The 26464-nt window shown below is 59.1% G+C and carries 25 protein-coding genes; 10 read left to right on the forward strand and 15 right to left on the reverse strand.

Translation table 11 applies throughout. The annotated features are described in order from the left end of the window. The first annotated feature begins 82 nt into the window (after positions 1-82). The gene (locus ACXWTF_RS05645) at positions 83-751 is read left to right on the forward strand and encodes a DUF5671 domain-containing protein (RefSeq protein WP_461714029.1); all 669 of its coding nucleotides are present in this window, start codon (positions 83-85) and stop codon (positions 749-751) included. Then, a complete protein-coding gene (locus ACXWTF_RS05650; protein ID WP_461714030.1) occupies positions 748-1179 on the forward strand; it encodes a hypothetical protein in 432 nt (143 codons plus the stop codon). Before ACXWTF_RS05645 ends, ACXWTF_RS05650 begins: the two co-directional genes overlap by 4 nt. A gap of 93 nt (positions 1180-1272) precedes the next feature. Here the strand turns inward: ACXWTF_RS05650 and ACXWTF_RS05655 are convergent, their stop codons facing one another. The 14 genes from ACXWTF_RS05655 to ACXWTF_RS05720 form a co-directional block, all read right to left on the reverse strand. Next, positions 1273-1503 carry a hypothetical protein gene (locus ACXWTF_RS05655; protein WP_461714031.1) on the reverse strand — a complete coding sequence of 77 codons (231 nt, stop codon included), beginning with the start codon at positions 1501-1503 and terminating at the stop codon, positions 1273-1275. 229 nt (positions 1504-1732) lie between these two features. Beyond that, positions 1733-2563, reverse strand: a complete 831-nt coding sequence (locus ACXWTF_RS05660; RefSeq protein WP_461714032.1) for a class I SAM-dependent methyltransferase — start codon at positions 2561-2563, stop codon at positions 1733-1735. Between the two features lie 187 nt (positions 2564-2750). Continuing rightward, complete coding sequence (gene htpG / locus ACXWTF_RS05665; protein WP_461714033.1) at positions 2751-4649, reverse strand: molecular chaperone HtpG; 1899 nt, start codon at positions 4647-4649, stop codon at positions 2751-2753. Between the two features lie 150 nt (positions 4650-4799). Beyond that, positions 4800-5525: a tRNA pseudouridine(38-40) synthase TruA gene (gene truA / locus ACXWTF_RS05670; RefSeq protein ID WP_461714034.1), complete on the reverse strand. Its 726-nt coding sequence runs from the start codon at positions 5523-5525 to the stop codon at positions 4800-4802. 3 nt (positions 5526-5528) lie between these two features. Further along, positions 5529-6548 carry an LptF/LptG family permease gene (locus ACXWTF_RS05675; RefSeq protein WP_461714035.1) on the reverse strand — a complete coding sequence of 340 codons (1020 nt, stop codon included), beginning with the start codon at positions 6546-6548 and terminating at the stop codon, positions 5529-5531. Then, positions 6541-7377: a prepilin peptidase gene (locus ACXWTF_RS05680; protein ID WP_461714036.1), complete on the reverse strand. Its 837-nt coding sequence runs from the start codon at positions 7375-7377 to the stop codon at positions 6541-6543. Before ACXWTF_RS05680 ends, ACXWTF_RS05675 begins: the two co-directional genes overlap by 8 nt. After that, positions 7374-8051: a di-trans,poly-cis-decaprenylcistransferase gene (locus tag ACXWTF_RS05685; protein WP_461714037.1), complete on the reverse strand. Its 678-nt coding sequence runs from the start codon at positions 8049-8051 to the stop codon at positions 7374-7376. The genes ACXWTF_RS05680 and ACXWTF_RS05685 overlap by 4 nt, the downstream gene beginning before the upstream one ends. Next, positions 8048-9316 carry a bifunctional phosphopantothenoylcysteine decarboxylase/phosphopantothenate--cysteine ligase CoaBC gene (gene coaBC / locus ACXWTF_RS05690; protein ID WP_461714038.1) on the reverse strand — a complete coding sequence of 423 codons (1269 nt, stop codon included), beginning with the start codon at positions 9314-9316 and terminating at the stop codon, positions 8048-8050. The genes ACXWTF_RS05685 and coaBC overlap by 4 nt, the downstream gene beginning before the upstream one ends. Continuing rightward, positions 9313-10623, reverse strand: a complete 1311-nt coding sequence (glmU, locus tag ACXWTF_RS05695; protein ID WP_461714039.1) for a bifunctional UDP-N-acetylglucosamine diphosphorylase/glucosamine-1-phosphate N-acetyltransferase GlmU — start codon at positions 10621-10623, stop codon at positions 9313-9315. Before glmU ends, coaBC begins: the two co-directional genes overlap by 4 nt. 14 nt (positions 10624-10637) lie before the next feature. Further along, entirely contained in the window at positions 10638-11255 is a 618-nt protein-coding gene (locus ACXWTF_RS05700) for a phosphatase PAP2 family protein (RefSeq protein WP_461714040.1), read from the reverse strand. Next, complete coding sequence (locus tag ACXWTF_RS05705) at positions 11252-12691, reverse strand: ArnT family glycosyltransferase (protein WP_461714041.1); 1440 nt, start codon at positions 12689-12691, stop codon at positions 11252-11254. The genes ACXWTF_RS05700 and ACXWTF_RS05705 overlap by 4 nt, the downstream gene beginning before the upstream one ends. A 14-nt stretch (positions 12692-12705) precedes the next feature. Further along, positions 12706-13926 carry a glycosyltransferase family 9 protein gene (locus ACXWTF_RS05710; RefSeq protein ID WP_461714042.1) on the reverse strand — a complete coding sequence of 407 codons (1221 nt, stop codon included), beginning with the start codon at positions 13924-13926 and terminating at the stop codon, positions 12706-12708. Continuing rightward, positions 13923-14855 (reverse strand): lysylphosphatidylglycerol synthase transmembrane domain-containing protein, encoded by a 933-nt coding sequence (locus ACXWTF_RS05715; RefSeq protein WP_461714043.1) that lies wholly within the window; start codon positions 14853-14855, stop codon positions 13923-13925. Before ACXWTF_RS05715 ends, ACXWTF_RS05710 begins: the two co-directional genes overlap by 4 nt. Positions 14856-14909: 54 nt before the next feature. Continuing rightward, entirely contained in the window at positions 14910-16289 is a 1380-nt protein-coding gene (locus ACXWTF_RS05720; protein ID WP_461714044.1) for an ArnT family glycosyltransferase, read from the reverse strand. Positions 16290-16347: 58 nt separating this feature from the next. Between ACXWTF_RS05720 and ACXWTF_RS05725 the strand changes: the two genes are divergently transcribed. From ACXWTF_RS05725 to ACXWTF_RS05755, 7 genes are all read left to right on the forward strand, one after another. Next, complete coding sequence (locus ACXWTF_RS05725) at positions 16348-17028, forward strand: phosphatase PAP2 family protein (RefSeq protein WP_461714045.1); 681 nt, start codon at positions 16348-16350, stop codon at positions 17026-17028. An 82-nt stretch (positions 17029-17110) separates the two neighbouring features. Continuing rightward, the gene (locus ACXWTF_RS05730; RefSeq protein WP_461714046.1) at positions 17111-17779 is read left to right on the forward strand and encodes a phosphatase PAP2 family protein; all 669 of its coding nucleotides are present in this window, start codon (positions 17111-17113) and stop codon (positions 17777-17779) included. Further along, positions 17776-18408 carry a fused DSP-PTPase phosphatase/NAD kinase-like protein gene (locus ACXWTF_RS05735; RefSeq protein ID WP_461714047.1) on the forward strand — a complete coding sequence of 211 codons (633 nt, stop codon included), beginning with the start codon at positions 17776-17778 and terminating at the stop codon, positions 18406-18408. The genes ACXWTF_RS05730 and ACXWTF_RS05735 overlap by 4 nt, the downstream gene beginning before the upstream one ends. A gap of 2 nt (positions 18409-18410) precedes the next feature. Next, on the forward strand, positions 18411-19526 hold the full coding sequence (trmA, locus tag ACXWTF_RS05740) for a tRNA (uridine(54)-C5)-methyltransferase TrmA (protein ID WP_461714048.1): 1116 nt from the start codon (positions 18411-18413) through the stop codon (positions 19524-19526). A 128-nt stretch (positions 19527-19654) separates the two neighbouring features. Beyond that, positions 19655-20092, forward strand: coding sequence for a DUF4395 family protein (locus ACXWTF_RS05745; protein WP_461714049.1), 438 nt, complete (start codon positions 19655-19657; stop codon positions 20090-20092). Beyond that, positions 20092-20496 carry an RrF2 family transcriptional regulator gene (locus tag ACXWTF_RS05750; protein ID WP_461714050.1) on the forward strand — a complete coding sequence of 135 codons (405 nt, stop codon included), beginning with the start codon at positions 20092-20094 and terminating at the stop codon, positions 20494-20496. Before ACXWTF_RS05745 ends, ACXWTF_RS05750 begins: the two co-directional genes overlap by 1 nt. 117 nt (positions 20497-20613) lie before the next feature. Beyond that, complete coding sequence (locus ACXWTF_RS05755) at positions 20614-21252, forward strand: Hpt domain-containing protein (protein WP_461714051.1); 639 nt, start codon at positions 20614-20616, stop codon at positions 21250-21252. On the opposite strand, the gene recO is transcribed toward ACXWTF_RS05755, so the two are convergent. Then, the gene (gene recO / locus ACXWTF_RS05760) at positions 21249-21869 is read right to left on the reverse strand and encodes a recombination protein RecO (protein ID WP_461714052.1); all 621 of its coding nucleotides are present in this window, start codon (positions 21867-21869) and stop codon (positions 21249-21251) included. The genes ACXWTF_RS05755 and recO overlap by 4 nt on opposite strands. A gap of 133 nt (positions 21870-22002) precedes the next feature. On the opposite strand from recO, the gene gltB reads away from it, so the two are divergent. Beyond that, positions 22003-26463 carry a glutamate synthase large subunit gene (gene gltB / locus ACXWTF_RS05765; RefSeq protein WP_461714053.1) on the forward strand — a complete coding sequence of 1487 codons (4461 nt, stop codon included), beginning with the start codon at positions 22003-22005 and terminating at the stop codon, positions 26461-26463. The last annotated feature ends 1 nt before the right edge of the window (position 26464 follow it).

Below are 26464 nucleotides of genomic sequence, written 5' to 3' on the forward strand. Positions count from 1 at the left end.
CATTGAAGATAAAAAAATTTAATAGAATTAACGGTAACGCTGTCGAATAGACTATGCTACAATCGTAAAGCATAGACCCTTCATGAAGGAGAACGAAGATATGGCTGCTGTCTCTGAAGAACTGCTCAACTTTATCCGGGAGGCCCTGCAAAAGGGGCTTTCGCGTGCGGAGATCGAAAAAGTCCTGCTGGAAGCCGGATGGAGGCAGGAAGAGGTGACGCACGGTCTGGATAAATTTGCCGATGTCGATTTCCCCATCCCCGTACCGAAACCCAAACCCTACCTCTCGGCGATGGAAGCCTTTCTCTACCTGCTGCTCTTTGCCGCGCTCTATATGAGCGCGTACAACCTGGGGAGCCTGCTGTTCAACATCATCGCCCTGGTACTCCCCGATCCCGCGTTCATGGGTACGGGGGACATGGAAGCGTGGATAGAACGCGGCATCCGCTGGGACATCTCCATGCTGCTGATCGCTTTCCCGCTCTACCTCTACATGAGCTATCTGATCAGCCGCTCCTACCGTCGCGACCCGCTGGGACGCGGTTCAAAGATCCGCAAGTGGCTCACCTACGTGACGCTGTTTATCGTATCGGGGTTTATCGTCGGCGACCTGGCCGTCTTGGTGTTTAACCTGCTGGGCGGGGAGATGACGCTGCGGTTCTTCCTGAAGTTCCTGGTCGTCGCCGTCATCGCAGGGACGATCTTCGGGTATTACCTGTGGGACCTCCGTAAAGAGGAGAAGGCGCAATGAGAAACGGCGACGTGGCGGGCAAACTGCTGCTGCTCGTGTCGATGACCATCGTGATCGGCGCGATTGTTGCGGGCATGATGATGATCGATTCCCCCGCCAAAGAGCGGGCTGAAAAACTCGATAAACGCCGCATCGATGATTTGGCAAAAATCGCCCTCACGATCGACCGCTACTGGGAACGCCACCAAAAGCTCCCAGCGGACCTCGATGCGCTGCAAGCAGGCGTGGTCAGCGACCTGGAGACTGAAGATCCCAAAACCCAAAAAAGGTACCGCTACCATCCAACCGCCTCCTCATCCTATGAACTGTGTGCAGCATTTGACACGAAACAGAGTAAAGAGACATGGACATACCGGTACGGAAGGGACAGGAACTGGTCTCACACCGCAGGGGAGTACTGTTTCGCGCTGGAGCCGTATAAAAAATAGGTCAATCCTTTCCGGACTGCCGTGTAGGAAAGCGAAGTTCAGGGAGCATCAGGACGGATGTGTGCAGGTTTGGTCTTATAGCGCGAAGGGGCGTCAGCTCTCCTCTTCACCTACCTCTTCAGACTGTGTCGTGACCAGCGCTCTGGTGTGGTCACCGTAGACCGGCTTCTCGTTGCGCAGAAGGTCGGTGATGATAGCGAAGCTTTCTGCGTTCACGGAAATACTTTTCGAACGTACCCCGTCAAAATAGGTAAACCAGAAAAACCCGGAGTTTGCGCTGGCATCCCACCAGGCCTGGTACTTGTTGATCAGTTTGATTGCCATTTCTCTCTCCTTGCGACTGATGTCTCTATCGTGATTGGCCGATGCCCCAAAACTTGCAGAATCATTATAGCTGTAAAAATAAATATTTAAAAACATAAAAAAGTAAATTTATTAAAATGTTGCAGATGCAGAAGAGTAAGGTCAGCAGCGAATAGTCCGGAAGCGATAAAACAAATGGGGAAAAAGGGGGAGCCAATCGCCTTTGCAGGGCCTTGCTCCTCAAGCCGTATCAGGCGCGTTTTAACACGACGGCAAACTCATTCGATGTCTCATGAAACGGATCGCCGGCGACATTGGCGAAACGTTCCGAGATAACGAACCCGTTTGCCTCTATTTCCGCCGTCAGGGCCGCATAACTGAAATGCTGGAACCAGTTATATATCTCTTTCTCCTGACCGTCCTCAACGTAGATGCGATACCGGTCCAATATCACGTTTGTTTCGTCGTATTTGAAGGTATTGACGAAAGCAAAATAGTCCTGTTCGGACCAGAACCCGTCCAGCTGATTGTGTTCGTAAATCGCCTGTTCCGTGCGTTTGTCGTAGGCGTTCAGCGCGTAGACATCAAGTAATACGCTGCCGCCGTCGGCCAAAAGCGTGTGGAATTTCTGAAGCAACCGTGCGCGCTGCCCGGGGCTCAGCGCGCAGAAATCGCACATGATCATCGTGATGAGGTCGAACCGGATACTGCTCTCATAATCGAGATAATTTCCCAGGACATAATCGACTTCCGGGGTATGCGCTTTGGCGTAGGCAAGAGACGACTCCGAAAAATCGAGCCCGGTCACATGGTCGCTCAGTGCGGCGAACTGCGAGGTGTACAGCCCGGGGCCGCAGCCGAAATCACCGATGCGGCTGGCACGGTGAAGCCCGAAATGCTGTGCGATCCACGAGACGGACCGGTCGATGAAAGCTTTCGAGCGGGAGGCCGCATCGATATCGGGATTAAGATGGTATTCCAGCATCTTCTGGGAGGTATACGGGTCATTCCAAAGTGTTTCCGCCGTATAGGCACTATAGGGTTGGGGACGCATATTGATGCGTTTGAGTGTTTGGTACATAATGTCTCCGATTTACGGCGACAGTCGTTGAGATCAGCGTATTGTCACCGTTTGAAAATGTTGAATGGGTTGAAGCGTTTGTTGAATAGACATCATGCACCTCCTGTGTGGAAATCGTAAGCGCTATTTTATCAGATGATGTGGTGAGAGGGAGGAAAAGCAGGTTAAAAAGTGGGTGAGGGGCGCGTTACAGCGCCTTGCTCATGATGCGGTTCATGCGGGCGATGAAACCGGCGGTATCGTCGAGTTCGGCCCCCTCATAGAGCTTCGCCTGGTCCAGCAGGACGAAGGCGGCGTCGCCAATGAGGTTGACGTCTGACGTGCCGTTGAGCTTCTCGAGCAGCTCGTGTTTCGGGTTGATCTGCAGGATCGGCTTGCTCTCCGGGATCTCCATTCCCATACCGCCGCCCATCTGTTTCATCATCTGGGCCATCTGGTAGTTCGGGTCCTCTTTGTCGATCTTGAGGCAGACCGGCGAGTCCGTGAGGTCCGTGGTGATCTCAACCTTGGAAACTTTGTCTCCCAGGGCTTCGGTCATCGCACCGACCAGGCTCTCAAAGGCTTTTGCCGTCTCCTCGTCGGCCTTTTTCTCCTCTTCGCTCTCTTCGAACTGGGCATCGGAGACGTTGACGAACTTGTACTCTTTGTACTCCGTGACCATCGGGAAGACGATGGTGTCGATCTCGTCGTTGAGGATGAGCACGTCGATCCCTTTTGCTTTGAAGCGCTCAAGCTGCGGGGAGTTCTTGAGCATCTGCAGGCTCATCTTGCCGCTGATGTAGTAGATCTCTTTCTTTGTCTCGTCGACCTTGGTCACGAAGGATTCGATATCCGTCGGCTCGTCGGAGTTCAGCGTGTTGAACTTCAGCAGCTCCAGGATCTTCTCACGGTTGCCGAAGTCGCTGTAGAGCCCCTCTTTGATGACGTTGCCGAACTCCGTGTAGAAGGCGTCGTACTTCTCGGCGTCTTTCTTCTTGAGCTTGGCAAGCTCGCTGAGCACCTTCTTGACGGAGGCGTTCTGGATCTTGTTCATGACCGGGTTGGACTGCAGGATTTCGCGGCTGACGTTGAGCGGCAGGTCGGCGCTGTCGATCACCCCGCGCAGGAAGCGCAGGTAGGTCGGCATCAGCTCTTTGTCGTCGTCGGTGATGAAGACGCGGTTGATGTAGAGCTTCACGCCCGGCTGGTAATCGACGCGGTAAAGGTCCATCGGCGCCTTGGACGGGATATAGAAGAGGGTCGTGTACTCGATGGCCCCTTCGGCTTTGTGGTGCAGCCAGGTGATCGGTTCGCCGGAGTCGTGCGACAGGGAGCTGTAGAACTCTTTGTACTCATCGTCGCTGATGTCGGATTTGGAGAGCGTCCAGAGCGCAGAGGCCTTGTTGATCTGCTCGTTCTTGATCTCCGTGCTGGAGGGCTTCGTCTCGTTGCCTTCGTCGTCGCGCTCGGCCGGGATGAAGTTCTCCTTGTCCATGAAGATGGGGAAGGGGATGTGGTTGGAGTACTTTTTGATGATGCTTTCGATGCGGTAGGTCTCGAGGAACTCCTCGTCCTCGTCCTTAAGGAAGAGGGTGATGCTGGTACCGTTGCCCTCTTTTTCAGAGGGTTCAATATCGAACTCGCCGTCGCCGGCAGAGATCCATTTGTACGCCTGCTCCTCGCCCGCTTTCTTGGTCACGACCTCGATCTTGTCGGCGACCATGAAGGCCGCGTAGAAACCGACCCCGAACTGGCCGATAAGCTGGCTGTCTTTTTTCGCGTCGCCGGAGAGGTTCTCCAGGAAGGCCTTGGTACCGGACTTGGCAATGGTCCCGAGGTGGGCGACGAGATCCTCGTCGTTCATTCCGATCCCGGTGTCGCTGACGGTCAGGGTCTTGGCCTCTTTGTCAATCGCGATATCGACACGCGGCGTAAAGGCGATCCCTTTGTAGGCATCGTCGGTCAGGTGCAGCATGTTGAGCTTGTCGAGGGCGTCGGATGCGTTGGAGACGAGCTCGCGCAGAAAAATCTCTTTGTTGGAATAGAGCGAGTGGATCATCAGCTGGAGCAGCTGGTTGATCTCGGTCTGGAACTGATGTTTTGCCATCGTAAAAACTCCTCAATAGTTAGTCGAATTTTCAGATGTGATTTTAGCGAAAAAAGTTAATGGCCGCAAGTCATATCAATATAGTTTAGTTAAAAAGACTAAACTATTGGTTCGATTGCCCTGGTGAAAACATTTGAAAAAGCGGAAGCGTCAGTAGATGATCTTCGAAAGATAGAGCCCGGCGGCGGGGGCGAGGTCGGTGCTGTGGCGGGCTTTGAGGTCGATCTGCTCCTGCAGCTGTGAAAGGCTCATCTCACCGCCGTTGACCTTCAAGACGGCATCCGCCATCATCCGGATCTGCGAACGGAGGTAGCCGTTGGCCTCAAAGTAGAGGATGGTGTAGCCCCTGTGGCGGTAGGCGAAGGCTTTGTAGACGGTGCGCACGTAGTGCTTGACGTCGGAACCCGTCTTCTTGAAGTACTCGAAATCGTGCTCTCCCTCGAAAAGGCGCATGGCGCTGTTGAGGCGCTCCAGGTCCAGCGGTGGGGTGAAGGTGACGAGTTCCGCTTCGAAGGGGTTTGGTTCGCGGTCGCTCATGATGTAGCGGTAGACGCGGCGGCGCGCGCTGAAGCGGGCGTGGAAGTCATCCTCGGCCGCTTCCAGACGGCGGATGCCGATGGAGGCGGGGAGTTGGTGGGCGAGGGCGCGGCGGAGTTTGACGAGGTCGCTCCAGTGGGGCGGCAGGTCGATATGTACCACCTGGCGGAAGGCGTGGACGCCGGCGTCGGTGCGGCCCGATGCGATCGGTTTGGCGGTGATGCCGAGGCGCGTGAGCGCCTGGTGCAGGACGCCCATCACCGTGTTGCCCGTCTCCGTCTGGCTCTGGGAGCCGGAGAAGCGGCTGCCGTTATAGCTGAGGGTCAGTTTGATGCGCATGGATCAGAACCGCGCCCGGATGCGTCTTCGGTAGATGATGTAGGTGACAAAGAGCCAGCTGAAGAAGACGGCCGGGATCGTGTAGAAACCGAGGGCTTTTTGCAGCCCCGTCGTCCCCGCGTAGTAGAAGAGCATCGAGACGAAGAGCCAGAGGTAGACGTACCCTTTCTGGTGGCGTACATGGGCGATGCCGATGGAGAGGGCCGCGAAGAGGCCCGCGACGGGGAAGAGGGAGAGGAGGATGTCGGTGATGAACATCCGGATCTTGCTTTTGCGCCGCTCGGGGTCGAGCCAGAAGTCGATAGGGCTGTTGTAGGGGCGCAGCTCCGTCTGCATGACGTTATTGATCATCATCGCCTCGAACTGCATCTGGGTCATTTTCTCATCGGTATAGCTGTACCCCTGGCCGTTGGTCAGCTTCAGCCGGAGAATGCCCTTGTTGTTGAGGACTTCGGCTTTTTCCGCCTGGATGAGGATCTCCTCTTTCGCCTCTTTGTGGAACAGCACGACGTCGCCGTAGCTGCGGTCCTTGTGCGCCTTGCCGATGTAGAGCAGCCAGTCGCCGAAGTTGTGCCCGAACTCAGAAGCCTGGAGGTTGAAGTTCGCTTCGCTCTGCTTGTAGCGGACGAAGTTCGTCGAGAGGACCGTCGTATGGGGGAAAAGAACGAAAAAGTCGAACATCAGCAGCAGGCTCAGCAGCGCTGCCGGCTTCATAAGCGTCGTGAGGATAAAGGTGGGCTTGATGCCCAGGGCGAAGACGACGACCATTTCGTTGTCGGTCGAGAGGCGGAAGAGCGAGAGGGCCGCCGCGACAAAGAAGGTGATGGGCAGGGTGTAAAAGAGGATCTCGGGGAGGATGAATAGGTAGAGCTTGAACATCTCCCAGAGGTTGAGCTGGATGACCGCGGTGTAGCTGGCGAGCTTGATCAGGAAGATCACCGACGCAATGGAGAAGAGCGGCAGGAAGATCGAGAAAAAGAGCAGGCCGAAGGTGCTCAGGATATAGCGGCGCAGTCTATGCATAGAAGGCTTCCATCCAGCGCGCGATCGGCGTATCGAAGATGTAGACGATCCAGGTCGCCATCGCCAGGAACGGGATGAACGGCAGCTGCTTGCTCGCATCGGTCTCGTTGCGCGTCAGCAGCATTGCCGGCAGGGCGAGCAGGGCGGAGAGGAAGACGGCGGCCAGGCCGAGCTGGACCCCCAGCAGCGCACCCATCGTTGCCCCGATCATAATGTCGCCTTCCCCCATCGCTTCGACGACGGCGGGAATCGTGTTGTAGTTGCGGACCCACGAGGCCTGCTTAAGATTGGGGCTCATACGCTTGATCTTGATAAAGAGGTAGTAGGAGACGTAAAAACGCAGGAGCGCAAACCCCCCGGCGAAGAGCAGAGCGTTTTTCAGATTCTCCACCAGCATCTGCGGCGACCAGACGCTGACGACGGCGAGACTCAGGGCCAGCAGGTTCAGGCTGTCGGGAACCATCTTGTAGTAAAAGTCGATCACCAGCAGGGCCAGCAGGGTCAGGAAGACCCCGGTGATCCCGATCATGGCCGCAGAGAGGCCGAGCTTGAGGTAGAGCGATGCGGCAATGGCGGCACTGAGCAGCTCGATCAGCGGGTACTGCGCACTGATGGGCACCCCGCAGAAAGCGCAGCGGCCGCGCAGCATCAGCCAGGAGAGGACGGGAATGTTATGCCACGGCTTGAGGTTGGTCCCGCAGTGGGGGCAGTGCGACGCGGGGAAGACGACGCTTTCGCCGCGGGGGATGCGGTAGATGACGACGTTGAGAAAGGAGCCGAACAGGGCTCCGAACAGGGCAACGAGTGCGAGGGTGGTCCAGAACATCATAATCCTCCGAATCGGCGCTCGACCGACTTGAACCGGTCGATAATGCTTTGCAGCTCACGGGGCGTGAAATCGGGCCAGAGCGTGCGGGTAAAAAAGAGCTCGGCGTAGGCCGCCTGCCACAGCAGAAAGTTTGACAGGCGCTGGTCGCCGCCGGTGCGGATAAGCAGGTCGACGGGTTCGGGGGCGTCGAGGGCGCTGTTCAGCGCCTCCTCCGTCAGTTCGAGCCCGTCCTCCTGCAGCGTCTTGACGGCACGGAGGATCTCATCCTTTGCGCCGTAATTGAGGGCGAGGTGGTGATGCAGACCGGTACAGTGCGCCGTTTTCTCCTCCGTCTGGCGGATCAGCTTCTGCAGGGAGGCCGAGAAACGCGAAAGGTCACCGATGGCATGGAAGCGGACGTTGTTCTCCAGGTAGACGTGCTGCTCCTTTTTCAGGTAGCGCGACAGCAGTTTCATCAGGAACTCCACTTCGGCCTTGGGGCGTTTCCAGTTCTCCGTGCTGAAGGCGTAGAGGGTCAGGATCCTGATCTCGTCGTGCCGGGAGGCGAAGGTCATGATGTCTCGGACGACCTCCGCCCCTTTTTCGTGCCCCTTGACGCGCGGCTGCTCCTGCTGCTGTGCCCAGCGGCCGTTGCCGTCCATGATGATCGCGACGTGGCGGGGCAGGTTGCTCATAGGCCTTCCGCCTCGTCAAGCAGCTGCAGGGAAAGGGCGAGTTTGCCGCTGCGCGGCAGGAGCTTCTCGCCTTTAGCGGAGATGAAGGTGATGGCGTTGTCGTCGCTGCCGAAGCCCTGGGAAGCCGTAAGTACGTTGAGGCAGATCGCATCGACGTTTTTGGAGACAAGGGCTTTTTTCGCATTGTCGAGGGCGCTGCTTTCGTCGAATTCCGCTTTGAACGCCACGCTCTTGATTCCCGCTTTGTCGACGGAACCGATCAGGTCGCGGTTCTGCACGAGTTCGGGCGACCAGGCTGCGCCCAGGGCCTCTTTTTTCAGTTTCCCCTGCTGGGGGTGGGCCGGGACGTAGTCGCTGACGGCGGCGGCCATAAAGAGGTAGGGGGTCTTCTGGATCAGGTGGATCGGTTCGTCGGTAATCAGTGACGGCTTGCTCATCATCCCTTTTTTGGCGACGCGGATGGAGTCGGTGAGGTACTCGGCCATCTCTTCGCTCCCCTCGACGTCGAGGGTGTGCATCGTCTCGGGAAGGCCGTCGTCGAAACGGGTCGCGATCAGATTGACGTCCGCGCCGCGGAGGTAGAGCGCCGTGGCGAGGGCGGAGGCCATTTTGCCGCTGGAGAAGTTGGAGAGGTAGCGGACGTCGTCGAGCCGCTCGACGGTGCCGCCGCCGGTAACGATGACGCGGCGGTGGCTCCAGAAGTCGTTTTTGAGCAGCAGGCGTGCGCTCTGCCAGAAAAGCTCCAGGGGTTCGGCCATGGCGCCGTCGCCGGTCGTCTGGCAGGCAAGCTCTTTTGTCTGGGTTTTGACGATCTCGTAGTTGGCGACGCCGAGCATCTTCAGGTTAGCCTGGGTGATGGGATGCTTGATCATGTTGGTGTTCGCCGAGGGGGCCAGCAGTTTGATACCCGGGAAGGCCAGGGCACACTGCAGCAGGAGGTTGTCCGCGATGGCGTTGGCCAGCTTCGCGATGGTGTTGGCGCTGGCGGGGGCGATGACCATCAGGTCCGCATCCTCGGCGCTCTGGATATGGTTGTGGCGCGATGCCCAGGACTCATTGCCGCTGTGCAGCACTTCGTTGCGGCTGAGGGTCTCGAAACTGAGCGGTGTGACGAATTTTTTCGCCGCATCGGTCATGACGACCTTGACCTCGGCGCCGGCCTTGACGTAGAAGCGTACGAGTTCCAGTGCCTTGTAGGCGGCGATGGAGCCGCTGACGCCGAGAAGGATGCGTTTGCCCGCGAGGAGGTCGGAGGGGATGGTCATGATTTCGCCTTGCCGAAGAACTTGTGGTAGAAGTTTTTGACGATCTTCATCGGGGTGCGGCTGACGACGAGGACGCCCGAATCGATCTTCGTCCCCGTGACCGTCGTGCCCGCGGCGATCATGACGTCGTCTTCGATCTCGCACGGCGCCACGATCTGCGTGTCGGAGCCGACGAAGACATTCTTGCCGATTTTCGTTTTGTACTTCGATTTGCCGTCGTAGTTGCAGGTGATGGTCCCCGCGCCGATGTTGGTGCCTTCATCGATCTCCGCGTCGCCGAGGTAGCTCAGGTGCCCCGCTTTGACGCCGCGCAGGGTCGCTTTTTTCGTTTCGACGAAGTTGCCGATATGCGTGCCGTAAAGTTCGCTGCCCGGACGCAGGTGCGCCATCGGCCCGCAGTCGGAGTCGACCATGACCGAATCTTCGACGACGGAGTGCGCCTTGATGTGGGAGTTCTCGATGTTGCTGTCGCCTGTGATACGGACGCCGTTCTCGACGGTACACTCCCCTTTGAACACGACGCTCTCCTCGATGTAGATCGTATCGGCGAGCTGCATTGTGACGCCCGCTTTCATCCACGCGTTCTTGATGCGGCGCTGCATGATGACGTCGGCGGCTTCGAGATCGGCCCGGGAGTTGACCCCCTTGAAGTGCTCCTCGTCGATTAGCAGGGGCAGCACCTTGCGGTGCTCGTCCCGGGCCATCTCGATGATGTCGGTGAGGTAGTACTCCTCCTGGGCATTGTGGTTGTTCAGGCGCGGCAGGCACTCGGCCAGGACGTCGCGCTTGAAGCAGTAGACCCCGGCGTTGACGTGGGTGATGGCGAGCTCTTCGGGGGAGGCGTCCTTCTCCTCGACGATCCGCTCGACCCCGGCATCGGAGAGAACGACCCGGCCGTATCCGCTGGGGTCCTCCAGGTCGAAAATGGACATGATGATGTCCGCGTCGGCTTCGAGGAAGCCCTTCAGCGCCTCGGCCGTGACAAGGGGCATGTCGCCGTTGAGCACAAGCACCTTCTCGTGTTTGGGTTTGATCCCCATCAACGCCCCGCCGGTCCCCGGGAACTGCGCGATATCCTGGACGGCGAAGGTGATCTCGTCGAAGAGGGCGCCGATGGCCTCGATCACCTCCTCTTTCTGGTGGGCGACGACGATGGTGATGTCATCGCTGATCGCCTTGGCGGCCTTGATGCTGTGGTAGAGCATCGGGCGTCCGCTGACGGGGTGCAGGACCTTGGCCGTCTGCGATTTCATCCGGCTCCCTTTGCCGGCGGCGAGAATGATAACGGAAAGAGGGTGTGTATGCATGAAAAATAACCTGGTTAATGTCGTTTGAACGTAATTTTATCGAAATTATAGAGCAGCAGGGTGCTGATCGTTCCGAGCATCGCCCCGGCGACGACGTCGCTGGGGTAGTGGAAGAGCACGCCGATGCGCGAAAGCCCCACCATCAGGGCCCCGACAAAGAGGGCCGGGGCGAAGCGCGGCGCGATCAGCGCCAGGGCCGTCGCGACGGCAAACGCCGTCGTCGTATGTCCCGAGGGGAAGCCGTGCAGCCCGTAGGCGTTGGGGGCGGCGAACCACTCGAACCCGTAGCGGTTCTCGTCATAGAGCATCCAGGGGCGCGCTTTGCCAAACAGCAGTTTCAGGGGGATGACGGCCAGACCGCTGGCGGCGACGGCGGCGAAAAAGAAGCGTACCCGGTCCGCCCAGTAGCGGTTGCCGGCTCTGTAGCGCAGGTAGAACCAGAGCAGCAGGGCGCCGACAAGCCACCAGGTGATGACGCCCAGTTCGCTGATCGTGGCGCAGAGCGGTTTGAGCCAGGTGTCGCGGCGCGCGTAAGCCCACTGCGAAGCCGCGATGTCCAGCGGACCGTAAAAGAGGATGATCAGGGCGGTCCCGACCACCAAAAGAACAAGTATCAGCGTTTTGAGGTTCATTGGGCTCCTTTGAAACCGCGGCACCAGGTGAGCGTCACGGTGTTGACCTTGCGGCCGTTCAGGTTAAGGTCGAAGGTCTCCGCCTGCTCGGTGGAATCGCACCGCATGGCGGGCGTGATCCCTTTTTTGAAATCGTGCGTCGTGATAAAGAGCAGGTCCTTGCCTTCGGGCGTCTCCGGCTGCCAAAGGTCGAACTGGTCGAAGCGGTTGTCGACGAGGTAGGTATCGATCCCGTACGGCCGGCCGTAGTAGAGCGCACGCGACGCGAGTGACCAGTTGGTGACGGCGGCCGCCTGGTGTGCCGGGTCCGTGATCTGTCCGGCGGCGCGGCGCATGATGGTGTCCCATCCGTAGAGGTCCCGGTGCAGGGACTTGTAGTCGGGCAGGGGGATGAACGGTGCGCGAAGTTCGGCATAGAGCATGAGCACGAGGAGACCGGAAACCGTCACGGCACCTCTGGCATAGCGCTGCCATCCCCGGCGCTTTTGCAGCAGCATCGCCGTCCCGATGGGAACGAAGAGCATATAAAAGAGTGCCGTCCAGTGGGGCAGTGCCCGGGCGAAGAAGCTGTTATAGGTGAAAAAAACCATCAGCGTGAGGCCGAAAACGCCCGAGAGGAACAGCGGGGCGTTCTGCGGCGTCTTCAGTGCGCGGTAGAGCCCGTAGAACGCCAGCGGAAAGAGAAACGGGCTGTAGGCGCCGAACTGCGCACCCAGCGACTGGGCGAAGGCGTTGAAGCTGACCCCGCCCGAACCGGCGACATGTGCGCTCTGGTAGGCGAAGCTGATCCATCCGTTTTGCATATTCCAGAGCAGTACCGGGCTGACGACGGCCGCGGCGAGCAGCGCGGCGGGCAGAAGCTTCGGCGTCACGAAGAGGTCCCAGCGGCGGCGGTAGGCAAAGTAGAGCAGCAGGGCAAGGACGAAGAGGACGGCCGTATATTTGGAGAGCCCGGAAAGTCCCAGCAGAAGGCCCAGCAGCAGCCAGTCGCCCGGGCGGTTGTCCTCCTCGATCCGGAGCGCCATGATCATCACGGGGATCGCGAACAAAAAGAGCAGGGTGTCGGGCATCAGCATCATGAAGAGCGCGTTGAAGAGAAAAGAGGCGTTGAGGGCCAGTGCTCCCCACAGTGCAAGCCGTCCGGAATCAAAAATACGCAGCAGCCAGAAATAGAGCAGCGCCGTCGCGGCGGCACCGATAAAAACCGCCGGGACACGCGCGGCGAACTCGTTGACGCCCAGCAGCGCGGTAAAGAGCCACTCGGTCCACCCCACCAGCGGCGGGTGGTCGAAATAGCTCAGTGCCGGGTAGAGGCCGTAGAGGACGTAGTGCGCCTCGTCGACACCGAGGCCGAAATGGCCGATCACGGCCAGCCGCAGCAGAGTAAAAAGGGCGATGAGGGCCCAAAGGGGGCCATGTGCGCGCAGAAGCTTCACCGGGACCGTCCGTCTCAGGCGAGGGCGTCCAGTTTCGGCTTGAGGGTCTCAAAGACCCACTCGGGGGTGATCACCTTGATGCACTGGTTATCCGTACAGGGGGTCTTGCGGTGGTTGGCGGCGCTGACGCAGGGGCTGCAGGCCATGCCGGCAAAAATCGGGGTCGTCGGTCCGAGCGATCCGTAGAGCGCCGGGGTCTCCGGGCCGAAGATGACGAAGGTGTGCATGTCGGTAATAGAGGCGAAGTGGGCCGGGCCGGAGTCGTTGGTCAGCATGAAGGCGCAGACGCTGTAGAGGTGCGGCAGCTGCAGGAACTTGACGCCGCCGGCGAAGTTGATACAGCGTGCGTCATTGACACAGTCGGCCAGGGCCTGCGCCCCGTCGAACTCGGCGGGCGCACCGGTCAGCAGGACGATCGCCTTGTCGTTGTAGGCGAGGATCTTCTTGATGACCTCGCAGTAGTTTTCCCGGTCCCAGCGGCGCTGCGGCAGCAGGTCCGAGGCGTTGGAGTTGACGAGAATGACGGGGTTCGTCTCCGGGTCGAACCCGGCATACTTCTCGGCGATGATCTCGAGGACTTCGCGCTTCTGCGTCTCTGTCACCTCCGTTTTGGCAATCGCGATCTCGCTGTCGTCGATGATGCGCTTGGTGAAGGGGAGCTGCTGTTCGCTGCTCATGAGCGCGTCGACGAGGGCGACGAAGTTCTTGGCGATGTGCTGGTGCGGGTTGTAGGCGACCTTGTGGGTCAGGAAGTCGCCGCGGTAGAGCCCCTCGTTGTGGAAGCTGTGGAAGCCGACGCGGTTCGTTGCCCCGGAAAAGCCGGTCATCAGCGCGGTAAAGCGGGAGAAGAGCTCGAGGTCGATGACGGAGTCGATCTGCTTCTCGCGGCACCATTTGAAGAAGCGCAGCGTCGAGAGCGCCAGCGGAACCATGCCGCCTTCGTCGATGGTGAAGATGTTCTCCTCTTTGACGGTGTTCAGCAGCTGCAGAGAGACCTTGTTCTTGCTGAAGATGACGAAGTAGAGTTCGCCGTCGATCTGTGACTGCAGCTTGCGCATCGCCGGGTCGACGAGGATGGCGCTGCCCATCTCCGAGAGTTCTACGAGCAGAACGTTCCGGGGCTTCTGGTAGGGGGCGGAGCGAAACAGCCCCGCCGTTTTCGTCAGCAGTGTACCCAGAAAGGTAAGAGGGATGCCCGCATAGCGGTCGATGGCACGCATCGTATCGACATTCATGCATTTTCCTTTAGTGAAGTGGTGTGTTTGGCACGGTTCCAGAACCACGCCCCCGGCAGCGCCGTGAGAATGAGCAGGATCCCGTAAAGGATGGAGATGGCGAGGATCTTCGCCTTGGCGAGCCCCACGAGCATCAGGATCCCGACCATGGCGCCCTCGCGGACCCCCCAGCCGGCCAGGGAGATCGGCACGATGGTAAGCAAAAAGACCGGCGGTACGGCGACGAGGAAGATGCCCATCCCCGTCCAGACGTCGACGCTGAGCGCGAGGAAGTAGATCGCGATCACGGTAAAGAGGTGGACGACGACCGAGATGCCGATATGCTTGAGCAGCAGCAACCTGGAGTGGTAGAGCCGCGCCATCCGCAGCCCCAGCCGGTGGAAGAGGTCAAGCCCCTTGAGGTTGGCGAGGAAGGTGAACTTGTCGAGGTTGAGCATCAGAATGAAGCCCGCGATCCCGCCGAGGGTGATCAGGTTGATCAGGTTGAAGAGCCACTGCGGGAAGGTGCCGTAAAAGAGCAGGTTGGAGACGAGGTTCAGTACGAGCAGGCCGACGAGGCCGACGACCCGGTCGACGAAGATGCCGTAGAAAGCATCCTTTTTCTCGTACCCTTTCTGGACGAGGTCGATCATCCGCGTCGCGTCACCGCCGATGCTGCCGGGCAGCACCTGGTTGAAAAAGGTCCCTTTGAAGTAGCTCTGTACATAGAAAGAGACCCGCTCTTTGAACCCGAGCTCTTTCATGATGAGCCGCCAGCGGTAGGCGGCGAGGAAGGTGCTCGCCATCTGCGCGGCAAAGGCGATCAGGATATAGCCGCCGTGGGACTTGGCGAGGATCGCAATAAGCTGGCCCACGTCGATAAAGGTGAGCAGAAAGTAGAAAATGACGACGGTAACGACGAGCTTGACGGCGGTTTTGAGGTGTTCCATCGACATCCTTTGCAAAAGTGTGCTAATTTTAACCAAAGATGCGTAAAGGCCCGTTTAGCGGCTGCCCGAAACCCGGTAGAGGTAGTAGGTCTTGGTGCGTTTCAGGCCCCGCTGGACGGTGAGGGTGTCGAGCAGCGCGACGTGCTCAAAGCGCTCTGCAAGCACCGCCGCTTTGTCTTCGGGTGCGAGGTAGAGCCCCTCGCGGTAGGGGGCGCCGTCGTCCCACATGTCGTACTGGCTGAAGCGGGTCGGCGTCGGGATGCGTACCGAAGCGTGGTCCGGCGTGTAGTAGGTGACGAGGGCCGCGATGGCCAGGTGGTTGGCGTAGAGGGCGTCGCCTGCGTCGCGATGGCGTTCAAGCATGGCGACGGCCTCCTTGTTGCCGTACATCCTGTCCTGCACGACGGGCAGCCAGAAAAGCAGGCCGGCGCGGGCGACGAGGCTCAGCGTGAGGGCGACGGCGAGCCCGGCGTAGAAGGTCCGCTTCATATCGTGCACCGAGAGGATGTAGGCGGTCAGCACCGTCGCGCTGATATAGGCGGGCGCGGTGTAGTTCAGTTCGATATGCGTATGCAGCGATTTATAGAGGAAAAAGAGCAGGGGGGTTACGGTCATCAGGGCCAGGAAGAAAAGGGCGTCGTTTTGGACGAAGAGCTTCTCTTTGCCCAGGAAGTAGAAGAGCACACCGGCAAAGACCGGGGTGAAAACGGCGAACTGTGATCCGATCAGTTCACCCGCCCAGTTCCACATCATATGCTCTTTCGCCCCGCCGTGGTGCAGCTGGAAGAGGAAGCTGATCCAGTCGTGGGCATAGTTCCACCACAGCATCGGGGAGACGACGGCCAAGGCGACCCCGATGGCCATCCAGGTGCGCCAGGAGGCGAAAAGGTCCCGCCGGCGCAGCAGCATAAAGAGCAGCAGCGCCATCAGGTAGAGGACGGAGGTGTATTTGCTCAGCATCATCGCCCCGATGAAGAGCCCCGTCAGGAAAAAGTCGATCGTCCGGGCCCGGGTGATGACCCGGTAGGTCGACCAGAGGGCCAGGGACCAGAAGAGGATGAGCGGCGAGTCGGTCGTCATTATCGTGTAGCCCGCATGCACAAGGACGACGGAGGTGAAGATCAATACACCCCAGAGCCCCGTACGAGCGTCGCGGAGCGCTTCGAGCAGGCGGAAGATGACCCATCCGGCGACGCTCATCGCCAGGACGTTGCCCAGCCGCACGCCCCATTCGGCTTCGCTGACAAGGTCGGTGAGGGCGATGAGGAAGGCGATCATCGGGGGGTGGTCGTAGTAGCCCGCCTGCAGGTGGTGGCTCCAGAGCCAGTAGTAGGCTTCATCGCCGTGCAGGGGTAAAAAAGCGTTGTATACGGTCGCGAAAAGGCCCGAGAGCAGCAAAATGAACAGGGCGGTCTGGCGGTAGGTTCGGATCATGGGTGACTTTTTGGGTGCCATTATACTCTATGCGTGTGAAACGGCTATAATGCGCTCTATGAATAAAAAGATACTCTGCATTCCGGCGGCTGCGTGGGGAGCGATGGCCGTTACTGCACTGCTCCTTTACCTTTTCCCGCAGATCGACATTGCCGTAAGCAGCCTCTTTTACAGCCCTGAAACAGGCTTTGAACAGGGCGGCACGCTTTGGGAACGCCTCATCTACCACTCCGTCGGCGTCGTGCTCACTGCCATCTATGTCGGGGCACTGCTGCTGTGGCTCTATAACCGCGTCAGCGGGCGTGCGCTGTTGGCCTTCAACGGGAAGAAACTGCTCTACTTGCTGCTCGTGGCGGCACTGGGCAGCGGAATCTTCGTCAACCTGGTGCTTAAACAGAACTGGGGACGCCCCCGCCCGGACCAGACGACGCTGTTCGGCAGCGACCGCCACTTCACCCCGGCCTTTGTCATGAGTGACCAGCGGGGCAAATCCTTCAGCAGCGGCCATACCTCCGGGGCCTTCGCCCTGCTTGCGCTGATCTTCCTGACCCGGCGGCACCGTCGATCGGTCGCACTCGCGGTCCTCACCTATGGTACGGCGGTCTCCCTGGCGCGCATCGCGGCGGGCGGCCACTTCTTCAGCGATGTACTGGTCTCCATTATGATCATGTACATTGTCGCGGGGGTGCTGTATGACCGCTTCTTCGGCTGCAGCCATGTTTCCGACGGGGCGGAATAAAGCGCAAAAGACGCTTTACGCAGCATAGTTCGGTTGCAGCCCGGTAACGGGCGCCGTTCCCTTCCGCCGTTATAATACCGCCATGATCAAAGTGGCAGCAGCGATCCCTCTGTGGGGTTGGACGGCAATGGCCGTCCTCTCTTTATTTTTTGTCCTCTTCCCCCAGGTCGATCTGACGGTCGCATCCCTTTATTATGTACCCTCCCAAGGCTTTCCCGCCGCGAAAACGTTTTGGGAACATGTCCTCTACCACTCCGTCCCCTACGGCCTGATGGCGCTCTACGGCGCTGCCGCACTCCTCTGGCTTTTTAACGCCGTGTTCAACCGCAGTGTCATGCGTTTCACGGGCCGGAAACTGCTCTACGTGCTGCTGGTGCTCGGCATCGGTTCCGGGCTCATCGTCAACGCCATGCTCAAGGAGCACTGGGGCCGCGCACGCCCGGCGGAGACAATCGTGTTCGGAGGCCAGAAGGCGTTCTCCCCCGCTTTCGTACCGGTTGCGGGGCAGGTGGGCAACTCCTTTAGCTGCGGACACGCTTCGGGGGCGTTCGCCCTGCTGGCCTTTGCCCGGCTGGCCCGGCGCCGCCGGTTCTGGAGTACAGTCGTCTTCGGTTACGGTACCGTCGTCGGCGTGGCGCGGATGGCGGCGGGAGGCCACTTCCTCAGTGACGTCGCCGTCTCGTTTTTTATTATGTATATCGTGACGGAGCTGCTTTACGCCGTGCTCTTTTCCCCAAAGGAGACCCCATGAAGAAACGTCCTGCTACATTCGCACTTTTTGCACTGCTTGTTGCCGCCGGCGGCTTCTATGCCTGGTATGTCTACGGCCATTACCGTTTCGAGACGATCGATCCGGACCGGGTCTACAAATCGGCGCTGATCACCCCTGATCGCCTGGAGGATTTCCTGATCCCGCACCATATCCATACGGTGATCGATCTGCTGGACCCGGGGGTGCAGGATGCCCTCAATCCGGCCCAGCAGACGGAGATCGATGCCGAAGCGGCGGCAATCGCACGGATCAACGAGCGGTACGGCACGCAGATCCACCACATCAACATCCCCTCCCATCAGGTGCCTACCGGGGAGACACTGGAAAAATTTTTCGCGGTGCTTGACGACAACGCCTCCTACCCGGTGTTGATCCACTGCTACCACGGGATGGGGCGTGCGGCCATCTACAGCGCGCTTTACCGGATCGAGTATCTGCACTGGAAGAATGAAAAGGCCCGGGAGTGGACGCGGCTGCTGCCGATTATGGTAGAATCCCGACTTTATCACAGCAGTTTCGCCCGGGGACACTCCAAAGGGGATTTCCTGATCCATTACGCACCGAGAAGCGAAGGGGAGGCGAGCACGCTGCATCATTTAGAGGGGTAGGCATGGAGTGTAGGCATTTCGGCCGCTGCGGCAGCTGCCGCTGGTATGAAGAGGGTTACGAAGGGCAGCTGGCCAAGAAAGCGGATGAGATCAAAGTCCTGTTCGCGCCGCTTTATACAGGGGCGTATGATATCGCACGCTCCGCACCGGAGGGGTACCGTGCCCGTGCCGAGTTCAAGGTCTGGCACGTCGGCGACACGATGCATTACGCGATGAACTCCATCGACCGCGACGGTGTTGTCCTTCTGGAAGAGTGCCCGATGGTCTCCGCACCCATCCAGGCTCTGATGTGGCCGCTGCTAGAGGCCCTCAACGCTCTCCCCGACCTGGGGCACAAACTCTTTGGGATGGATTTCCTGGCCGGCCGCGACGGGGATGTCGCCGTCTCCATGCTTTACCACCGCAAACTCGACGGCGCGTGGAAGGCGCAGGCCGCCGAACTGGCCGATCGGTTCGGCATCAGTATTATCGGCCGCAGCCGGAAGCAGAAAGAGGTGATCGGGCGCGATCACGTCATCGAATCTGTTGACGTCGGCGAAAGAACCTACCGTTTCAAGCAGATCGAAAACAGTTTTACCCAGCCCAACCCCGGCGTCAACGCCCAGATGATCGGCTGGGCGCTGACACAGTTCGATGGCCTCGGCGGGGACCTGCTGGAGCTCTACTGCGGGGCGGGGAACTTTACCATCCCCTTTGCGTCGCGCTTTGAGCGTGTCCTGGCGACGGAGATCTCCAAATCCTCCATCCACGCGGCGCAAACGAACATGGAACTCAACGACGTACACAACATCGATTTTGTGCGCATGAGCGCCGAAGAGTTCGTCCAGGCCCTCGACGGAGTGCGCGAATTCAACCGGATGAAGGGAATAGACCTGCCGAGCTATCGCCTCGACACGATCTTCGTCGACCCGCCCCGCGCCGGCATGGACGAAGCCTCCTGCGACTTTGCCGCCCGTCACGAGCATATCCTCTATATCTCCTGCAACCCCGAGACGCTCAAACGCGATCTGGAGTACCTGACCCGTACCCACCGCATCGAGGCGATGGCGATGTTTGACCAGTTCCCCTATACCCATCACATGGAGATGGGCGTGCGGCTGAAAAGGGTCGCACCGTAGTCGGAACGGCCGGCCTCCCCATATAAACCATAGTATATTGGTATGGATGCTTGACAATGCGGTTGGACCGGGAGTAAACTGTGATACTTTTATGATGGGAACCGGTCAGGTCCCGAAAAGGTTTTACGATGGCACAGGCATGTCCCGTTAACTTCACCGCGGTTGACAATACGGTCAGCCGGATTCTCTCGCTCCTGAGTGCAGGCGTCGTTGCACTCTTTTTTGTCACGGGTGCCGTGCCGCTGCTGTTCGCCCTCGGAGCGGATCTGCTGGTACGCCTTTACGGCAACAAACACTACAGCCCGCTCTTTCAAAGCGCTGCGGCGCTCAAACGCCTGATGCACCTGCCGGCACAGAAGGTCGACGGCGCGGCCAAGAGCGTGGCCGGCCATTTCGGTCTGCTGTTCATCCTGCTGCTGATCGTTGCCGCATCCCTGGGCCTGCAGGCGGTGCTGGTGGCGGTCGCCTCGGTCTACGTCCTCTGTCTGCTGATGGATGTGCTGTTCAACTTCTGCGTCGGCTGTAAAGTCTATTACCTCTATCGTCTGATCGGCGGGGCGGCGTAATGGCGGGGATCTCGTCAAAGGGGGTCTACGCCCTCGCCGCCATGCACGTACTCTCCCATGCGCCCCAGCAGCGTCCGATGCAGATACGCGAAATCGCGGCAATGACCTCCATCTCCCACGGTTACCTCGAACAGATCCTCTCCGCGCTGCGGCGTGCGGGGCTCGTGACGAGTATCCGCGGTGCGGCGGGAGGATACCAGCTCGCCGGGCGTGCGTCGGAGATCACGGTGCTGGAGATTCTCGAAGCCCTGGAAGGGCCGCTGTGCCAGACGGAAGGGAATGTCGGTTCCAGTGTCATTCTCGAGGCGTTCTGGGGCAGTATGAATGAGAAGATCCGGGCAATCTTCGACATGAAGCTTGCGGATATCGACCAGCTCTACCAGCCTTACCACTACTCCATTTGATCACAAAAAACTCTCCTAACACTCAGTAATGGTTTCCGTTTAAGCTGAGGCCGACCCCCTTTATATTATGATAGTTGTTCATAATTGCCGCGGTGGCGCGGCAGTCAAGGATGATTGATGCCCTACCTCTCCATTTTGCTGACCCTCCTCGTTGTCGTCGTGGTGGTCGGCCTGGTCTCTGTCCTGGTGACACGGATGCGCAACAGCCGCCATCTCGAGTCGATGCGGGACGAAGTGGAACTTGCGAAATACACGGAAAAAAAGCCGGCAACGAAACCGAAGGTGATGAAGGGTGCCCAGCCGGATGTGGGGATCAGGGTGCTGCGTGCAGAAACAGCCTCGGCACCAGAGGAGGAGAGCGGGGAAAGCGCACCGGAAGCGAAGGCGACGGCTGAACGCCCGGAAGCCCCTTTTGTGCCGCGCCACTATCCGCCCTTCAGCAACGCCCGCGCCATGACGGAGTTCGGTCTGTCGCAGGAGGAGGCGGATGATTTTACCAGGGAACTGATCGCCCAGATCGAGGCGGAAACCGCAGACCTGGACGCTGCCGTCGCTTCGCGGGACTGTGTACAGCTTGAAGAGGTGCTCCATAAACTCAAAGGCTCGACGTCCAATCTGGGGGAGGGCGGCATTACCGCGCTGCTCGCCGATTTCAACAACTATGTCAAAGAGGGGACGGACCCCGATACCATCGATGACTACGTTGCAAACCTGCACTATTACCTCGACGAACTGAAAAAAGTGTTCCCCGCCTAGAGTCCTTCGAGCAGGGTCGCCCAGAGGGTGTCGACCTCTTCATCGCTCAGGAAAAGGGCGCTTTGGTGTTCGAGCAGCTCATCGGCGGCGTGTTTGTCGATTGCGGTACGGTGCGCGCAATTGGTGTGGGCATACTGGAAGGCCCGGATCATGCTGACGGCGGATTCCTTGATGGGGTTCTCGCAGAAGAAGCAGTGGGTCCGGTCGGGGCTGCGGCCTTCATAATGCAGCAGGCGGGCGTAGGCCTCGACGGCGACGCGCTTTGGGTTCTGCGTGCCCCAGCGCTCCGCGGCGTCCTTGAGCAGGGCGAAGTAGAATCCCCCCGTCTCTTCCGATTCGCGCAGATGGGGGTAGAAGAGCGAGACGAATGAGTGCCACAACCGTGTCCGCGAGGGGTCAAGCAGCCAGGGGAAGCCCAGATGCACAACGTCATAGACCCGTCCGATGGAGGATTTGAGGGAGTGCTCGATCTCGAAATCGATCATGTGCCCGAGGTTGATCGTCCCGTGACGGGCCCCGTAAAACCGGTAAAGGGTCTCTAAGCGATCCTGTGTCAAAATGGCTAAAATCAGATCTTCGTCTTTGACGCGCTGAAGTCGAATGATGAACCCTTGCACCCTGCGTTTCTTCCTGTATCATTTATCATCACTAGTGTATAAAAAATCGGCTTTCAAAATGAAGCTTTAAAGCGTTCTATAGTATAATATTAGCAATCGGCATTTTTCTAAATACGGGAAAAGTGCTTAATATATGCTTAAAAAGGTGAACCGAGTGGAATATTCTGACCTGTTACGATCTTTTAAAGACAACTGCGGTTTCGGCCTGATTGCCAATATCGATAACCGGGCGTCCCATGAGACGCTCGAACGTGCCATCACGGCACTGGAGCGGATGATGCACCGCGGTGCGATCGCCGCAGACGGAAAAACCGGTGACGGGAGCGGTCTGCTGCTCTCCATGCCGACGGCGTTTATGCGCAAGATCGCGCAGGCCAACGGGGTAGAGCTCCCGGAGATGTATGCGGTTGCGACCGTCTTTACCCGCGTCAAAAAGCACCTCGAAGTGCTCAGCGACATCTGTACGCAGAACGACCTCAAAGTGATTCTCAAGCGGGAGGTCCCGGTGGATGACAACGCGCTTGGCCAGCAGGCGCTCGATACGAAACCCTACATCTATCATATCTTTATCGTCCCCAACTCCATTATGGCGACGCAGCGCTTCGACGCGCTGCTCTACCTGAGCCGCAAAGAGACGGAGCACGCCCTGGAGCACGACGAGGATTTCTACATCCCGTCCATGTCTGCAAGTGTCATCTCCTTCAAAGGGCTGGTGATGCCGACGCACATCAAGGAGTTCTACAAGGATTTCCAGGACCCGGATTTCAAGATCTCCTTCTCCCTGTTCCACCAGCGTTTCTCCACCAATACGCTGCCCAAATGGCGCCTGGCACAGCCCTTCCGCGCCGTGGCGCACAACGGTGAGATCAACTCCGTCGAGGCGAACCGCTTCAACGTCCGCGTCAAATCCGAGTCGATCAAGAGCGAGGTCTTTACGAAAAAAGAGCTCGACCGCCTGCTGCCGATCCTGCAGCCGGGTGCATCCGACAGCGCGAGCGCGGACAACTTCTTCGAATTTCTCATTGCCAACGGGATGGACTTCTTCAAAGCGGCCCGCGCCGTCATCCCGGCGCCGTGGCAGAACGCTCCGCATATGGACCCGGACCTGCGTGCGTTCTACGAGTACCACTCCACCGTCTTCGAAGCCTGGGACGGTCCGGCGGCCTTCTCGCTGACCGACGGACGCTATATCGGCTGTGTCCTCGACCGTAACGGTCTGCGCCCCTCCAAGTACATCATCACCCACGACGACACCCTGCTCATTACGAGCGAGTACGGGGTCATCGACCTGGATGAAGACAACATCAAAGAGCGCGGCCGCCTGCAGTCGGGCGAGATGATCGGCCTGGACCTCAAGTTCGGCAAGGTCCTCAAAAACGCGGAGATCAACGACTACCTCAAGGCGTCACAGCCCTACATGAAGTGGCTCAATGAGCATATGGTCTACCTCCAGGAGCATGTCGAAGAGCAGTACAGTGCGCACTGCATCCTTGACAAGGACAACCTGGTCCGCCGCCAGCGCTACTTCAACATCACCGAAGAGGTGATCGAGCAGGTCATCGAACCGATGATCCGCGACGGCAAAGAAGCGGTCGGCTCCATGGGGGATGATACCCCGATGGCGGCATTCAGCTCCAAACAGCGCCACTTCAGCGACTTCTTCAAGCAGAAGTTCGCCCAGGTCACGAACCCGCCGATCGACCCGATCCGCGAAAAAGTCGTCATGAGTCTCAACACCGGTTTCGGCGAGACCCACAACATCCTCGACGAACTGCCGACGCATGCCCACCGCCTCAAGGCGATCTCTCCGATCATCACTTATGAGAAGCTCGAGGTCCTGAAATCCTATGGTGACGAGAACTCGCCGCGTTTCCAGCCCTTCTACAAGAACGCCACTTTCCCGACGGCCTTTGAAGGCGAGCTGAAGCCGGCCCTCGACGCCCTGGTGAAGACCGTGACCAAAGCGGTCAAGAAAGAGGGCGTACGGATCGTCGTCCTCGATGACGGCGGCCTGGACGCCACCCACCGCACCATCCCGATGCTGATGGCAATCGGACGCCTTAACAGCGCGCTGCTCGACGCCGGTGTACGCCACCTGGTCTCCCTCGTCGCCGTCTCTTCCGAAGTGATCGATTCGCACGGTGCGGCGACGCTGATTGCCTACGGTGCGAGCGCCGTCTTCCCGGAGCTGCTCTTCTCCACCGCCGTCAACATGGTCGAGACGAGCAAACCGCTCTCCGACATTCCCTGCAGCGAAGCGCTCAAGTCCGTCCACGGCGCCCTGAACGCCGGCCTGCTCAAGATCATGTCCAAAATGGGGATCTCCACGATCGCGTCATACCGCAACTCAGGGCTCTTCGATGTCCTGGGACTGGGCCGCGAGATCGTGGACGACTGTTTCGGCGATTCGCATTGCCATATCCCGGGTCTGGGCTACGAAGATATCGATGCACGCCTGAAAAAAGCGCACGAAGAGGCCTTTGACGACCTCGGTTTCAACAGCATCTTCCCGCTCAAGATCGGGGGCTTCTACAAGTTCTACAACGGCCAGGAGTACCATGACTTCGGTCCGCAGGTCATCCACGCCATCCACGCACTGAGCAAGTCGGGCGATCCGCAGGATTTCGAACGTCTGAAAAATATTGTCAATACCCGCGGCCAGAAGTTCATCCGCGACTTCTTCGAACTCAAATCCGACCGTGCGCCGATCGATATCAGCGAAGTCGAGCCGGCCGAAGCGATCACGAAGCGCTTCAGCTCCGCGGCGATGAGTCTCGGTTCCATTTCGCCCGAGGCGCACCAGTGTATCGCCGAGGCGATGAACACTATCGGCGGCCAGTCCAACTCCGGTGAGGGCGGGGAAGACGCCGCGCGCTTCAAGACCATGCTCAACTCCAAGATCAAGCAGGTCGCGTCGGGCCGCTTCGGCGTCACGCCGGCCTACCTGCGTTCGGCCGAAGAGATCCAGATCAAGGTCGCCCAGGGTGCGAAACCGGGTGAGGGCGGCCAGCTGCCGGGCCACAAGGTCTCGGCACTGATCGCGCGCCTGCGCCACACCGTGCCGGGTGTCACCCTGATCTCGCCGCCGCCGCACCACGATATCTACTCCATCGAGGACCTGGCGCAGCTGATCTATGACCTCAAGCAGGTCAACCCGGACGCGAAGATCTCCGTCAAACTCGTCTCTACGGCGGGCGTCGGTACGATCGCCGCGGGGGTCGCCAAGGCCTACGCGGACAAGATCATCATCTCCGGCGGCGACGGCGGTACCGGGGCGGCACCGCTCACCTCGATCAAATTCGCCGGTAACCCGTGGGAGCTGGGGCTCTCCGAAGCGCACAACGCGCTCAAGGCCAACGACCTGCGGAAGATGGTCCACGTCCAGACCGACGGTGGCCTCAAAACCGGCCTTGACGTCATCAAAGCGGCACTGCTCGGGGCGGAAAGCTACGCCTTCGGTACGGGTGTCCTGGCGATCGTCGGCTGTAAGATGCTGCGGATCTGTCACGTCAACAAATGTTCCGTCGGTATCGCGACGCAGAACGAAAAGCTGCGTAAAGAGTACTATAAAGGAACCGTCGACCAGATCGTCAACTACTTCAGACTGCTGGCCGAGGATATCCGCGGCTACATGGCGCAGCTGGGCTACAAGACGCTCGATGAGCTGATCGGCCGCAGCGACCTGCTCAAAGTTATCGACGACGAGTTCGCGAAGAAGTTCGATTTCGGCAACGTGCTGCACCGGGAGCCGGGTGTCGATACCTGCCAGGTGGCTTCCAACGAACCGTTCGACGACAACGCCTTTGAAAAAGAGGTCCTCGAAGAGGTCCGCAGTGCGATCAAGCACCCCGAACACCCGGTCCGTGTTGTCCGCGACATCTGCAACCTTAACCGCAGTTTCGGGGCACGCGTCTCCGGTGAAGTCGCCCGCTATTACGGGGATGAGGGACTGGCCGACGGTACGATCGACATCCGCCTCAAAGGGGTGGCGGGACAGGCCTTCGGTGCCTTCCTGATCAACGGGGTGAACCTCACCCTCGAAGGTGTCGCGAACGACTATATCGGTAAAGGGATGCACGGCGGTAAGATCGTCATCAAATCGGGCCACGAAGGCGGCAACTTCAGCGGCGGCGGTAACACCTGTCTGTACGGTGCGACCGGCGGTAAGCTCTACGTCAACGCGGCCGTCGGCGAACGCTTTGCCGTCCGTAACTCCGGTGCGCTGGCCATCGTCGAAGGCACCGGTGACAGCCCGTGTGAATACATGACCGGCGGTATCGTCGTTATTCTCGGCAAGACCGGGGTCAACTTCGGTGCGGGGATGACGGGCGGGATCGCCTTTGTCTTCGACGAAGACCACAACTTTATCGAGAACGTCAACCGTGAACTGGTCGAGGCGGTCCGCATCGATACCGACGACGGCGACGAGGCGCGCCACTACCTGAAGCGTCTCCTCAAAGACTATATCAACGAAACGGGCAGCTCGAAGGGCCGCATGATCCTGGATAACTTCCGTACGGAGATCCGCAACTTCTGGCTTGTCCGTCCGAAAAACCTGACCAAACTTCCGCTCAACCAGGAAAAGGGAGACTAAG

The organism is Thiomicrolovo sp. ZZH C-3 (assembly GCF_054862725.1).